9 protein-coding genes are annotated in these 13,794 nt (G+C 72.2%); 1 reads left to right on the plus strand and 8 read right to left on the minus strand.

The features are described 5' to 3' along the window. Positions 1–17: 17 nt before the first annotated feature. From AB0E02_RS09300 to AB0E02_RS09325, 6 genes are all read right to left on the minus strand, one after another. Entirely contained in the window at positions 18–218 is a 201-nt protein-coding gene (locus AB0E02_RS09300; RefSeq protein WP_362137362.1) for a hypothetical protein, read from the minus strand. Positions 219–338: 120 nt separating this feature from the next. Further along, on the minus strand, positions 339–1,937 hold the full coding sequence (locus tag AB0E02_RS09305; protein WP_362137363.1) for an MFS transporter: 1,599 nt from the start codon (positions 1,935–1,937) through the stop codon (positions 339–341). Positions 1,938–2,083: 146 nt separating this feature from the next. Next, entirely contained in the window at positions 2,084–4,711 is a 2,628-nt protein-coding gene (locus AB0E02_RS09310) for a glycosyltransferase family 39 protein (protein WP_362137364.1), read from the minus strand. Next, entirely contained in the window at positions 4,708–6,120 is a 1,413-nt protein-coding gene (locus tag AB0E02_RS09315) for a bifunctional glycosyltransferase family 2/GtrA family protein (protein WP_362137365.1), read from the minus strand. Before AB0E02_RS09315 ends, AB0E02_RS09310 begins: the two co-directional genes overlap by 4 nt. A gap of 257 nt (positions 6,121–6,377) precedes the next feature. Next, positions 6,378–8,063 carry a HAMP domain-containing sensor histidine kinase gene (locus tag AB0E02_RS09320; protein WP_362137366.1) on the minus strand — a complete coding sequence of 562 codons (1,686 nt, stop codon included), beginning with the start codon at positions 8,061–8,063 and terminating at the stop codon, positions 6,378–6,380. A gap of 967 nt (positions 8,064–9,030) precedes the next feature. Beyond that, positions 9,031–9,732: a response regulator transcription factor gene (locus AB0E02_RS09325; RefSeq protein WP_030415880.1), complete on the minus strand. Its 702-nt coding sequence runs from the start codon at positions 9,730–9,732 to the stop codon at positions 9,031–9,033. A 587-nt stretch (positions 9,733–10,319) separates the two neighbouring features. Here AB0E02_RS09325 and AB0E02_RS09330 point away from each other — a divergent pair. Next, positions 10,320–10,958, plus strand: a complete 639-nt coding sequence (locus AB0E02_RS09330; RefSeq protein WP_362137367.1) for an NADPH-dependent FMN reductase — start codon at positions 10,320–10,322, stop codon at positions 10,956–10,958. 261 nt (positions 10,959–11,219) lie between these two features. On the opposite strand, the gene AB0E02_RS09335 is transcribed toward AB0E02_RS09330, so the two are convergent. Continuing rightward, on the minus strand, positions 11,220–12,128 hold the full coding sequence (locus tag AB0E02_RS09335) for an amidohydrolase family protein (protein ID WP_362137368.1): 909 nt from the start codon (positions 12,126–12,128) through the stop codon (positions 11,220–11,222). A gap of 347 nt (positions 12,129–12,475) precedes the next feature. Continuing rightward, positions 12,476–13,537, minus strand: coding sequence for a DUF2797 domain-containing protein (locus AB0E02_RS09340; RefSeq protein WP_362137369.1), 1,062 nt, complete (start codon positions 13,535–13,537; stop codon positions 12,476–12,478). Positions 13,538–13,794 lie beyond the last annotated feature (257 nt).

The raw sequence follows: 13,794 nt of genomic DNA on the forward strand, positions 1-13,794 counted from the left end.
GTCCGTCCTCTTCTTGTTCAGGTGTTCACGTGCTGTACGGCGATCACGTTCGGCACGGCGGCGTTCAGGGTCGGCACGTCGGTGTTCAGGGTCGGTACGTCGGTGTTCAGGGTCGGTACGTCGGCATGCACGTTCGGCACGTCGGCATGTCGGCACGTCGGCACGTCGGCACGTTGGCCTACGCGTCCGGCACGTCGGCGTTCCACGATCTTCTGCACCGTCGATGCTATTCCGCGGCAGCAGCGGCCGCTTCTGGTGCTGCCGATGCCGCCGGTGCTGCCGATGCTGCCGATGCCGCCGGTGCTGCCGGTGCCGCCGGTGCTGCTGAAAGTCGCCCCTCAGCTCACCTGTGCCCCCTGTGCCCCCTGCGCCTCCTGTACCTCTCGGGCCTCGGGTGCCTCGGGGGCCTCCGGAGCCGGTGTCCCCTGCTCATGCCCGGTGCGTTCCGCCCGGCGCAGGAGTACGGCGGCGAGCAGCCCGCCGAGGAACACCGCGGCCGCGCCGACCAGCTGGCTGGTGCCGATGCCGGAGGCGAAGGCGTCCTGGACGGCGGTGCGTTCGGCGGTGCTGTGCGTACGGGCGAGGGCCGCGGAGAGCGAGCCGGCGCCCGCGGCCGCCAGTGGGAGCAGGGCCGTGAAGCGGGAGTTGAGGACCGCACCGAGGACGGCGACGCCCAGGCCCTGGCCGAATTCCATCAGCGTGCCGTTGACCCCGGCGCCCACTCCGGCCTTGGCCGGCGGGATGGCGGACATGATCGCGTTGGCCATCGTCGGCATGGCGAGCGCGACGCCCAAGCCCATCACGATGAGACCGGTGAGCATGCCGCCGTAGCTGTGTCCGCCGAGCACCGATATGGCGGCGAGTCCGGCGGCGAGCAGCGACATCCCGGTGATGATCATGCCGGGGGTGCCGAACTTCGGCATCAGACGGGCGCCCAGGCCGGTGAAGTTGATCAGGATGACGGTGACGGCGAGCGGCGCCATCCGCAGTCCGGCGCCCAACGGGCCGTATCCGAGCACCAGTTGGAGGTGCTGGGTGAGCAGGAACATCGAGCCGCCCATCCCGAAGGCGACCAGGATGCCGCCGGAGACCGCGCCGATGAACCGGCGGTTGCGGAAGAAGTGCATGTCCAGCATGGGGTGGGGGGTGTGCAGTTCCCATCCCGCGAAGAGGGCGAGGCCGGCGATCCCGATGGCGGCGGAGATCAGCACCTGGCCGGAGAGCCAGCCGGCGTGGGGCCCGGAGATGATCGCGAAGACCACTCCGCCCATACCGATCATGGAGAGCAGGGCGCCGAGGAGGTCCGGGCGGTCGCCGCCGCGGCTCTTGGACTCGGGGACGAGGGTGACGACGGCCGCGACCGCTATGACGGCGACCGGGAGGTTGACCAGGAACAGCGAACCCCACCAGAAGTGGTCGAGCAGCGAACCGCCGATCAGCGGGCCGGCGGCGAAGCCGAGGGAGTTGACCGAGCTCCAGATGCCGATCGCCTTGGGGCGCTCCTCGTCGTCGAAGATCTGCATGACGACCGCGAGCGTGGTGGTGACCAGCAGCGCACCGCCGACGCCCATACCGGCCCGGGCCGCGATCAGCTGGCCGGGCGACTGGGCGAGCGCGGCCCCGAGCGAGGCCAGGCCGAAGAGCACCAGGCCGACGGCGAGCATCTTCTTGCGGCCGTACCGGTCGGCGGAATTGCCGGCGGTGAGCAGCAGGCCCGACTGGACCAGCGAATAGGCGTTGATCATCCACTGGACGTCGGCGGTGGTCGCGCCCATCTCCTCGGTGAGGGAGGGGATGGCGACGTTCAGGACGGTGTTGTCGAGGACGACCGTGAGCTGGGCGACGCAGATGACGGCCAGGATCAGCCAGCGGGCGGCATGCCGGCCCGGCGGGTGGAGCGTGGTGGTTGCGGCGTCGGACGCCACGGGGGACGGCATACGGGCTCCCTGTACGGTGCGAGCAGGTGCCATACACCGTACAGGGCTTGTTATACGCCGTACATTTGATTTTCGGCCGAGTGGCGGACGATCGGGCGTCCGCGCTGGTCAGACCCGCTTCGCGGCCGACCGGGCGTCCGTGCTGGTCAGCCCTTCTTCGTCAGGTCGTAGAAGGTGGCGCTGCCGACCGTGACCTTCTTGAAGGTCTTCTCGACCCAGGAGCTGATCTGGGACGAGTGGCCCTGTCCGCCGCCCGGACCACCGCGGCCGCCACGTCCGCCGAATCCGCCGGTCCGCTTCCGACCACCAGGGCCCCCAGAGCCCCCAGAGCCCCCGGGACCCCCAGGGCCATCGGCGCCGAAGCCGTCCCGGCCGCCCGCGATGAAGTAGTGGATCCTCCCTTCCGCGACGTACTTCTTGAACTGGGCGAGGGTCGGCGACGGGTCGCTGCCGTTGAAGCCACCGATCGACATCACCGGCTTCTGGGTGGCCAGCTGGTAGCCGGCGGCGTTCTGCGAGCCGATGGCCGCGGCGGCCCAGGTGTAGTCGCCGGCGTTCTTCTCCAGCAGGGCCTTGGCTCGGGCGCTCACCTTGGTGCCGTTGAGCAGGCCGCCCATTCCGCCGCCCATGCCACCACGCGTACCTCGTACACCTCGCATGCCACGCATACCGGGTGGGCGACCGGCGGTGTTCCCGGGGCCTCCGGGCGCTCCGGCGGCTCCGGCCTGCGCGCCGCCGCCGCCCGGCATCGCGCCCCCGCCCGGCAGCGCGCCGTTGTTGCCGCGCCACATGCGGTGCCGGCCCCCTGGGAAGCCCCCGCCCGGCCCGCCCATACCGCCGCGCACCGAAGGCCCGGCTGTGATGATCGACCCGCCCTTGGGCGTATTGATGGTGTCGAGCGTGTACGCGACCGGTCCGGCCAGCGCCGTAACCACCCCGAGCCCCGCCGCAACGACGCGGAGCCGCCGGCTGACAGGGACCTGGGCCGCGGCCACCTGCCGGTCCACGGCCACCTGCTGGTCCGCGGCCTTCTGCTGGTCCCCCGCCACCTGCCGGTCCGCCGTCACCTGCCGGTCCGCGACCTTCTGCTGGTCCGCCGCCACCTGCTGGTCCGCGGCCGCCGTCTTCCGTACGCCCAGGAGGAGCCCCGCCGCCGCCAGCGCCCCGAGCGCCAGTACCGTCCAGCGCAGCCACGGCAGCCAGTCGGGCGAGCGGTTCAGCAGGACGTACGACCAGCCCGCGGTCACCGCGACCGTCAGCGCCAGTACCACCGACGCCAGCCGCCCGCCGCGCCGCCACAGCAGGGTCGCCCCCATGCCGACCAGCGCCGCGATGTACGGGGCCAGTGCGATGTTGTAGTACTGGTGAAAGATCCCGGACATGAAGCTGAACGTCGTGAAGGTCATCAGCAGCGCACCGCCCCACACCAGGAACTCGGCCCGCTGACCGGCCTGTTCGGCGCCGAGGTCGTCCGGGGAGCTCGCGGTGACGGCCGGGGAGGTCGCGGTGACGGCCGAGGAGCGCGCCGTGACGGCGGAGGAGGTCGCAGTGACGGCGGAGGAGGTCGCAGTGACGGCCGGCGAAGTCGCAGTGACGGCCGGATCGGCCCCGGCCCGCTCGGCCCCGGCCCGTTCGGGCGCGGCGGGCATGACAGGCGCGGCGGGCACGACGGGCGCGGCGCCGGCGTCCGTACGGCGGGCGCGCCACAGCAGCCCCACCGCCACCACCAGCAGGATCAGCGCGGCGGGCAACAGCCAGGAGATCTGCCCGCCCATGTCGGACGAGAACAGCCGGGTGAGGCCGGTCTCGCCCCAGCCGCCGCCCCCGCCCGGGCCGCGTCCGCCCCCGCCGACGCTGCCGGTCTCGTTGCCGCTGATCCGCCCGAAGCCGTTGTAGCCGAAGGTCAGCTCCAGGAAGCTGTTGGTCTGCGAGCCACCGATGTACGGCCGCGAGGACGCCGGCCAGAGCTCGACGATCGCCACCCACCAGCCGCCGGACAGCACGATCGTCAGCCCGGCGAGCAGCAGTTGCCCGAACCGCTTGCGCAGGCCCACCGGCGCGCAGCAGGCGTAGACCACGGCGAGCGCCGGCAGGATCAGCCACGCCTGCAGCGTCTTGGTGAGGAATCCGGCGCCGAAGCAGAGGCCGGCCAGCACCAGCCACTTCGTCCGGCCGTCCGCAAGCGCCCGCAGTACCGCCGCGACCGCGCACACCATCAACAGGCAGAGCAGCGCATCGGGGTTGTTGAACCGGAACATCAGCGCCGCCACCGGCGTCACCGCCAGCGCCCCGCCGGCGAGCAGTCCCGCGCCCGCCCCGAACCGCCGCCGTACGGCCGCGTACAGCACACCGACGGTCGCCACGCCCATCAGCGCCTCGGGCACCAGGATCGCCCAGGAGCTGAGGCCGAAGAGCCGTACGGACAGCGCCATCGGCCAGAGCGCGGCCGGCGGTTTGTCGACGGTGATCGAGTTCGCGGCGTCGGACGAGCCGAAGAAGAACGCCTTCCAGCTCTCACTGCCGGCCTGTACGGCGGCCGAGTAGAACTGGTTGGCGTAGCCGGAGGCGGACAGGCTCCAGAGGTAGAGCACGGCCGTGACCAGCAACAACGCGATGAGCGCGAGCCTCGCCCAGCGCTCCTGAGGCGTGGTGCCAGGGGGAACTGGGGCGACTGGGGTGACTGGGGTGACTGGGGGGCCTGGGGGGACAGCAGGGTACAGGTCCGGATGCGGGTCCGGATGCCGGTCCGGATCCGGACGCAGACGCGGGTTCATCGGGTGCTCCTGGAAAAGTCGTGGTTCTGGTCGTGCAGGGGCGCGCCTCCGTGGGTGCCTCCGTGGGTGCCTCCCTGGGTGCCCCCGTGGGCGTTCTCGGCGGCTGCATCGACGGCTTCTTTGGCGGCTTCCTCGACGGCGTGCTCCGCGGCGTCCCGGCGCTCGCGGTCCGGGAACACCCAGGCGCGGAAGAGCAGGAACCGCAGCACCGTCGCCGCCAGGTTGGCGGCCACCAGCACCGCCAGTTCGGTGCCGTGCGAGGACGGCCCGCTGGCCGCGTCCAGCGCGGCCAGGGACCCGCTGGTCAGCACCAGGCCGATGGCGAAGACCACCAGGCCTTGGGCCTGATGGCGGACCGCCCGGTCCCGCCCGCGCACCCCGAAGGTGAGCCGCCGGTTGGCCGCCGTATTGGCCATCGCGGACAACAACAGTGCGACGGCGTTGGCCAGTTGGGCGCCGGTGCCGAGCCGGAAGAGGGAATAGAGTCCGAGGTACAGCAGGGTGCTGAGCCCGCCGACGACGCAGAAGCCGACGAGCTGACGGGCCAGCCCGCCCGGCACCCCGGGCAGTTCCCGGTCCCGCGGATCGTCCCCGAACGGCCGGGCCAGCCGGTCCAGCGGGAGCGCCCCGGTCGCCAGCGCGCGCCCCACCCGCCAGACGCCCTTCAGGTCGTCGGCGGCCGTGCGCACGAGGTGCACGGTGCTGTTCGGGTCGTCGACCCAGTCCACCGGCACCTCGTGGATCCGCAGCCCGGCCCGTTCCGCGAGCACCAGCATCTCGGTGTCGAAGAACCACCCGGTGTCCTCGACCATCGGAAGCAGCCGCTCCGCGACATCGTCCCGTATGGCCTTGAACCCGCACTGCGCGTCGGAGAAGCGGGCGGCGAGCGAACCCCGCAGGATGAGGTTGTACGTTCGCGAGATGAACTCCCTCTTCGGTCCGCGAACAACCCGCGCGCTCCGGCTGAGCCGGGAACCGATCGCCAGGTCCGAGTGCCCGGAGATCAACGGCGCCACCAACGGCAACAGGGCATTGAGGTCCGTCGACAGATCGACGTCCATATAGGCCAGCACCGGCGCCTCGGAGAGCGACCACACGGTGCGCAGCGCCCGCCCGCGCCCCTTCTGTTCCAGCCGTACGGCCGTGACCTCGTCGATCGCGTCATCGAGCCGTGCGGCGACCTCGGGCGTACGGTCGGTGCTCGCGTTGTCCGCGATGGTGATCCGGAACCCGTACGGGAAGGTCCGCGCGAGGTGCTCATGCAGCCGCCGGACGCAACGCTCCAGATCCGCCTCCTCGTTGTAGACGGGGATGACCACATCCAGCACGGTCGCGGTCTGGCCGAGGCACAGATGCTCGCGAGGCGGCAAGGAGCCCAGTGGTGTGTCGGGCGGCTGTGTCGTCGTCATGCCCCCGACCCTCGCCAACCGTCCTGTCACGGCCGTGTGGTGAGCCTGTGACCTGGCTGTGAGTGGCGGGCTGTGAGTGGCGGGCCGTGAGCGGGTACGGGTGCCCCGGCCGCCGACAGGTCACCGGGAAGACGGGGCGGTGTCACCGTGAAGACAGGGGGCGGGGTCACCGAGCGATGACGGCAGAGGCCCCGCGAAGACCAGGGGCAGGGCCACCGCGAAGACGGGGCAGCTTCACCGCAAAGACGAGGGCGGGGTCACCGCGAGGACGGCAGCGTCACCGTGAAGACCGTCCGCCCCGGTGCGCTCTCGACGCCGACCGTTCCGCCGTGCGCGGCAACTACGGCCTGCACGATCGCGAGCCCGAGTCCGGTGCTGCCGGCCGCCCGCGAGCGCGAGGCGTCCCCGCGCGTGAACCGCTCGAACACCCGCGGCAGGAGGTCGGCCGGGATGCCAGGCCCGTCGTCCTCAACCTGAAGCCGAACGGCGTGCTGGGGGACGTGGCCGGGCCGGGCGCGCCCCTGCAGGGCCTGCAGCGCCGAGACCTGACCACCCGCTGAAATCTGACCACCCGGTGAAGACTGAACACCCGCTGAGGCCTGAGCCGTTGGGACCTGCCCCGTCGGAACGCGCCCCGTTGGGGCCTGCCCCGTTGGAACGTGCCTCGTTGGGACCTGCCCCGCTGTGACGTGCCCCGTTGAGATTTGCCCCGTTGGGACCTGACCCGTTGCTATTTCCCCCTGCGGCGCAGGGAATCCAACAGGTGGCGCAGGGAATCCGACGGCCGGGACCACCCGGGCCGTCACCGTCGTCCCCTGCGGAGTGTGCGTCCGGGCGTTGGCCAGTAGGTTTACCAGGACCTGGTGCAGCCGCCCGCCGTCACCGTGGACCCACGCCGGCTCGTCCGGCAGTTCCAGCCGCCACCGGTGCCCGGGGCCGGCCACCCGTGCATCGCTCACCGCATCCACCACCAGCGGCGAGAGATCAGTGCTCTCGTACGAGAGCGGGCGCCCCGAATCGAGCCGTGCGAGCAGCAAAAGGTCCTCCACCAGCCCCGTCATCCGCTCCGCCTCGGACTCGATCCGCCCGAGGGCGTGCCGGGTCACCGGCCCGGGCCGCTCGTCCCCGCGCCGGGTCAGCTCGGCGTACCCCCGGATCGACGCCAGCGGCGTCCGCAGCTCATGACTGGCGTCGGCGACGAACCGCCGCACCCGCATCTCGCTCTCCTGACGCGCCGACAGCGCCGAGCCGACGTGCCCCAGCATCCGGTTGAGCGCTGCCCCGACCTGCCCCACCTCGGTCCGGGCATCCGCCTCCGCCGCCGGTACGCGAACGTGCAGCGCCACCTCGCCCTGATGCAGCGGTAGTTCGGATACCCGGGTGGCGGTGGCGGCGAGCCGACGCAGCGGCCGCAAGGCGATCCCCACCATGCTCGCCCCGGCCATCCCCGCCGCGACCAGCCCGGCCACCGTCACACATGTCTCGATGAGCACCAGCCGGCCGACCGTGTCCTCGACCTCGCCGAGCGGCATCCCGGCCACCAGTGAGCCGTCCCTCGCGGACTGCACCCGGTAGTCGCCGAGCCCGGCCAGCTCGGCGGTGTGCGTCCGGCCGTCCCTCGGTACGGCGTCCAGCGCCGCGACCTGCTCCCTGGTCAGCCACGCCAGCCGCTCCGAGGGCTCCCGGCTGGTCGAATTGTTCAGCCGGGCTCCCCCGTCGAGGGCTCCGTCCGGCCCGACCCGCGCGCCCACCGTGCCCACACGCTGGTCGCCCATCGCGACGAAGTCGAGGGGCTGATTCCGCATCGGATCGTGCGGCCGCGGCATCATCGCCCGTTCGACCATGGCATTCAGCCGCTCGTCCAACTGCCCTTGGAGGTACGAGTGCAACGCGATGGTGGTGACAACCCCGATCACCGCCCCCACAACGGCAATCAGAGCCACCGCCGACACCACCAGCCGCGTCCGCAACGTCCACCGCCGCCCGCCCGACCGCCGCCCGGCACCCGCCGGCCGCCGCCCGACACCGGCCGTACGCCCACTCCCGGCCGCCCGACCGGTCGCGTCCCCGGAAACATCCGGGCGCTCGCGTGGCGGAACGGGCGAGTGCACGGCCCGGGGCGCGGGCGCGGGCCGATCCGGGCCTTCGATTACGGGCGCGGGCGCGCCTCCGGTTACGGGCGCGGGCGCGGAACCGGACGCGGGCGAGGCCACGGACGCGAGCGCGGGCGAGGACGCGGGCGCGGAACCGGACGCGGGCCCAGATGCGCCTCCGATTGCAGGCGCGCCTACGGTTACGGGCGCCGGCGCGGCCCCGGCCACGAGCGGGGGCGAGCCTACGGAAGCAGGCATGGGTGCGGCCCCGGGCGCGGCACCGGACGCGACCGAGGGCCCAGACTCGCCTCCGGTTACGGACGCGCCTCCGGTGACGGGCGCGGCTCCGGTTACGGGCGCGGCTCCGGTTACGGGCGCGGCTCCGGTTACGGGCGCAGGCACGGACCCGGCCACGGGCGAGGCCACGGACGCGGGCGCGGACGAGGGCGCGCCTACGGAAGCAGGCGCGGATCCGGCACCCGAAGCGGGCGAGGGCGCGGGCACCGAAACGGGCGCCCCCGCGGGCTCCGCAAGAGGCGCCGCCGCGGCATCCGCACCGAGAGCGGCAGCGAGGTCGGGACCGGCATCGGGACCGAGGGCAGAACCGGGACCAGGGCCGGGGCCGAGATCTAGAGCAAGGCCGGGACTGGGACCGGGAGCAGGGCCGGGAGCAGGGCCGGGAGCAGGGCCGGGACCGGGAGCAGGGCCGGGAGCAGGGCCGGCATCGTGAACAGGACCGAGATCGCGAACAGGGCCAAGATCGTGAGCAGGATCGGGATCCGGCAGGGGCACAAGCGCAGGATCGGCCACCGCTCCGCTACCCACCCGGCTTGATCAGATAGCCCGCACCCCGCCGCGTATGGATCATCGGCGCCCGCCCCGCATCGATCTTCCGCCGCAGGTACGAGATGTACAGCTCCACGACATTGGCCTGGCCGCCGAAGTCATAGCTCCAGACCCGGTCGAGGATCTGGGTCTTGCTCAGCACCCGCCGCGGATTTCGCATCAGATACCGCAGCAGCTCGAACTCCGTGGCTGTCAGATGGATTTCCTGCCCGCCCCGCCACACCTCATGGCTGTCCTCGTCCAGCACCAGATCGCCCACCGTCAGCCGCGACTCGCTCCGGGCAGCCGCCGCCCCGGCCCGACGCAGCAGGCCCCGCAGCCTGGCCACGACCTCCTCCAGGCTGAACGGCTTGGTGACGTAGTCGTCCCCGCCGGCCGTAAGCCCGGCGATCCGGTCCTCGACCGCATCCTTGGCCGTCAGGAACAGCACCGGCACGTCCGGCAGTTCGCGCCGCAGCCGTCCGAGCAGCGTCAGCCCGTCCATGTCCGGCAGCATGACGTCCAGCAGCACCGCATCCGGCCGCCAGCTACGGGCCGAGCGCAGTGCCCCCGCGCCATCCCCTTCGGCACGGATGTCCCAGCCTTCGTACCGCAGCGCGAGCGACAGCAGATCGGCGAGCGAGGACTCGTCGTCGACCACCAGCACCCGCACCGGGCTGCCGTCCGGCCGCAGCAGCTCCGGCTGCTTCCCGGGCGCTCTTCCGGACGCAGCGCCCGCTGGAACCGAACCCGCCGGTACCGACGTAATCGGAGCCGATGAAACCGGAACTGACGAAGCATGAAGAGACGCTGAAGACGACGAAGTCACGGTCATGCCGGTGAGCCTGATGCCCGCTCGTGAGAGCTCCCTTGCTCCTTCCTGTGAATCTCCTGAGAATCCCGAGCACCGGCCGCGACAGGGCCCATGGCCGAGCCGCTGGTCGAGTCCGCGCCCGGGTCCATGGTCAGGTCCGCGACCAAGTACGTGCTCGGGCCCCGGATCGAGTCCGCGACCACATCAGTGCCGGTTCCGCCCCCGTTTCCGTGTCCGCATCCATGACCGGCTCCGTCGCAGCATCCATGAGCGGGTCCGTGACCGGTTCCGTGGTCGCATCCATGACCGGATCCGTGACCGGCCTGGGCCGCCCCCCGCGCGGTCCAGGCCGATCACCACTGCCCCAAGCATGGCACCCCCCACTGACAATCGCCCTGACCAGCACCTTTGCCTCTTAGCGGGTACCTCACCCACCCATCCAGGTCCCCCCGGCGTACCGTCCTGCCATGACACACGAGCCTCTGGCAAACTCCCCTCTGTCACACGGCCCTTCGGCACAGGCCCCTCTGACGCCCACCGCCCCGCCGGGCGACTCGCTGAGCCTCGTCGCCCTCTCCGGCAGCCTGCGCGCCCGATCCTCCAACGGTGCGGTGCTGAACTCCGCCCTCACCCTGTGGGACGGCCCCGCCACCACCGCGGACATCGGCGCACTCCCGCACTTCAACCCCGACCTGGACGGCGAGGACGCCACTCCTCCCACCTCCGTCGCCGGCCTGCGCACCGCCGTGGCGTCCGCCGACGCCCTGCTCATCGTCAGCCCGGAGTACGCGCACGGAGTCCCCGGCGTCCTCAAGAACGCACTCGACTGGCTGGTCAGCAGCGGCGAGGTGGTCCACAAGCCGGTCGCGGTGATCACCGCGTCTCCCTTCCCCACCGGCGGCGATTACGCCAACGCCCAACTCCGGGAGACCCTGCGCATGATGACCGGCGAGGTCATCACGGCCGCCTGCCGCGAAATCCCCGCGATCGGCCCGAAGATCGACGCTGCAACGGAACGCGTCTCGGACGAGGCCACCCTCACCGACCTGGCCGCAGCCCTGACCCACCTGGCCACCGCCGCAACGGCAACACCAACGGCCCGCTAGCGCCCCGGCCCACCTGCCACACCGTCAGCGCACCGCTCCCCTACGGGCACCACTACGGTCTTGCCCCCGGCCGCCACCCCGGTCTCCACCACAGCCTCTAACCCGGTCTCCACCCACAGCCTCTACTCCGGCCTCCACCACGGCCCCGCCCCATCTCCTCCCACGGCCCCGCCCGGCCCCCACCACGTTCCCCTCCCCAGCCGGCCGGTCTCCACCACGTTCCCCGCCCCGGCCCCGCCCCGTCCCGTTCTGCGGCACGATCTACCCCCCGTTCTCCACCACGGCCCCGGTCTCCCCTACCCCGAACAACCGCGCCGCGTTCCCGTAACAGACCCCCCGCAGCCACTCCTCCCCCATCCCCAGCCGGGCCAGCGCCTCCAGCGCATGGGCGTACCCGTAGGGGATGTTGGGGAAGTCGCTGCCGAACAGGACCCGTTCACCGAGCTCCGCCAGCCGGGCGCGCTCGGCCCGCGGGAACGGCGCCGTCCGTTCCGCGAAGTCCGTGAAGGCCATCGTCGTATCGAGGTGCACACCGGGATACCGTTCGGCCAGCTCCAGGAAGTCGGCGTACTCCGGCATCCCCATGTGCGCGATGATCAGCCGGAGTCGGGGGTGCCGGGCCAGCACCCGCGCGATCGGCTCCGGACCGGTGTGCTTGCCCGGCGCGGGCCCCGACCCGCAGTGCACGACCACCGGCACCCCCGCCTCCGCGACGGCCCCCCACACCGCATCGAGCCGGGCGTCGGTCGGGTCGTACGCCCCCACCTGCACATGCGCCTTGAAGATGCGTGCACCGCCGGCGAGTTCGTCCCGTACGTACGCCTCCGCGCCGTCCTCGGGGAAGAACGTCGCGGTCCGCAGACAATCGGGCGTACGAGCCGCGAAGTCGGCCGCCCAGCCGTTCAGCCACTGCGCCATTCCCGGCTTGTGCGGATAGATCATCGAGGTGAACGCGCGTACGCCGAAGCCGCGCAGTACCGCCAGCCGCTGCTCCTCCTCGAAGCGGTACATGATCGGCCACTCCCGGCCCACCAGCGGCCCGGCCGCGTCGAAATACGCCCAGACCTTCGCCATCACGCGCTCCGGCATGAAGTGCGTATGGACGTCGATCAGCCCCGGCAGGCCCAGACCCCGCCAGAACGCCCCCACCCGCTCGTCCCCGTCCGCCACTCCGGCCCCTCCTCGTTCCATCCGCTACACCGACGGCCGCCACCCGTAGGGCACCGGCCGCCCTCAGCCTCGCAGGCACGCCCGGCCAGCAGAACCCTGCGCCGCAGCCGATCCCTCCCTCCCAGCAGAACCCCACACCTCAGAAGGACTCAGAGGAACGCGAGGAATCCAGAGGAACGCAGAGGAAAGCAGAGGAACCCAGGCGAACCCAGAGGAACCCGCCCTCACAAAGGCGCAGCGCCCGTCGCGCGGTCAGAACGAACCCGCACGGTCAGCACGGACCCACACGGTCAAAACCGACCTGCACGCTCAGAACAAACCCGCCCGCTCAGAACAGACCCGCCCGGTCAGAACAGCCCTTCCTGCTCCCCTCCCCGCTCCGACGCACCCGGTACCGCCGTACGGACCGGCAGCACCGGCACGGTCGTCACCCGCCCCGTGGCCGCCCCCAGCACCCATCCCGACAGCAACCGCGCATCCATCACCACAACGGGCCCCGGCCCACCGGCCCCCGCACCCTGCCCCGCCGCCTGACCCGCACCAGAACGCCGCCCTTCAGCCCCACCCACTCCCCCCACGGAGCCCACTGCACCCACTGCCCCCACTGAGCCGACTGACCCCACTGCACCCACTGACCCGACTGGCCCCACTGCCCCCTCATCTCCTCCCGCCAGCCGGAGATACACATCCGACCCGACCCCGGCCAGCACCTCCCCCACGACCTCCGCCCCCACCGTCAGCCCGCCCAACACCGCCGCACCGGCCGGTACCCGGTCCAGCCCGAACAGCTCCGTATGGTCCGTAAACGCGAACTCCACCGGCTCAAGCGTCTCCGGCCACCCGCCCAACTCCATTGCCTTCGCGTGCAGTTGAGCCAACTCGGCGCATCGCTCCGGTACGTCCGGCAGCGCTCCCCGCGCCGCCCGTTTCGCCGCCTTCGCGAAGCGGTCCGGGACCGCCAGGGCACTTCCCAGCAGCGCCTCTGCCCGTCGCGCCGCCATCAGCGGACCGCGGCCCAGCCATGCGTACGCGACCGCTCCCTGCTCCACCAGCCGCGCCGGCCCCCGTTCGGCGGCCGTGATCCCCACCTTGAGCAGACCGGGCCCGAAGTACGCGAGGTAGACGGCGTACGGACGTGGGTCATCGGCCATGGTGTCCGCGGCCACCGACCGCGACCGGTCCAGCTGGGCACACCGCGCGCACTGATCCTTGGCGCTCTCCCCGTCCAGCACCGCCGCATACGGGCACACCAGCCAGCGGCCGGCCCGCCGTACGCCCAGACAACGGCGCTCCCCCTGCGCCGCGAAGGCCAGCCTCTTCCCCGCGGGAAGCGGACTCTCCCGCTCCTCGTCCCGCTCGGCGCAATACCAGCCCAGCCGCTGCCCGAACCCCGTCGACGCCCCCGCCACCCCAGGCCCCGCCGCAGCCGCCGCACCGGCCCCCGCCAGCCCACCAGGCCCCCTCAGCCCGTCAGACTCCCCGAGCCCGCCAGCTCCCCTCAGCGCCCCGGAAGCCGTCAGCGCCCCGGAGTCCGTCAGCGCACCAGGCACCGCCCCGGACCCAGACCCTGCTCCTGGCCCGGCCCCCGATCCCAGCCGGGACCTCACTCCTGGCTTCGGCCTTGGCCCTGGCCTTGGCCCTGGCCTTGGCCCTGGCCCGGCTCCAG

The sequence above is a fragment of the Streptomyces sp. NPDC048196 genome (genome assembly GCF_040652715.1).
In the GTDB taxonomy this organism is placed as follows: domain Bacteria; phylum Actinomycetota; class Actinomycetes; order Streptomycetales; family Streptomycetaceae; genus Streptomyces; species Streptomyces siderophoricus.

Coding starts and splice junctions, on each gene's coding strand:
- AB0E02_RS09315 (WP_362137365.1), bottom strand. CDS start 6,120: ATGACGACGACACAGCCGCCCGACACACCACTGGGCTCCTTGCCGCCT.
- AB0E02_RS09330 (WP_362137367.1), top strand. CDS start 10,320: ATGACACACGAGCCTCTGGCAAACTCCCCTCTGTCACACGGCCCTTCG.
- AB0E02_RS09305 (WP_362137363.1), bottom strand. CDS start 1,937: ATGCCGTCCCCCGTGGCGTCCGACGCCGCAACCACCACGCTCCACCCG.
- AB0E02_RS09310 (WP_362137364.1), bottom strand. CDS start 4,711: ATGAACCCGCGTCTGCGTCCGGATCCGGACCGGCATCCGGACCCGCAT.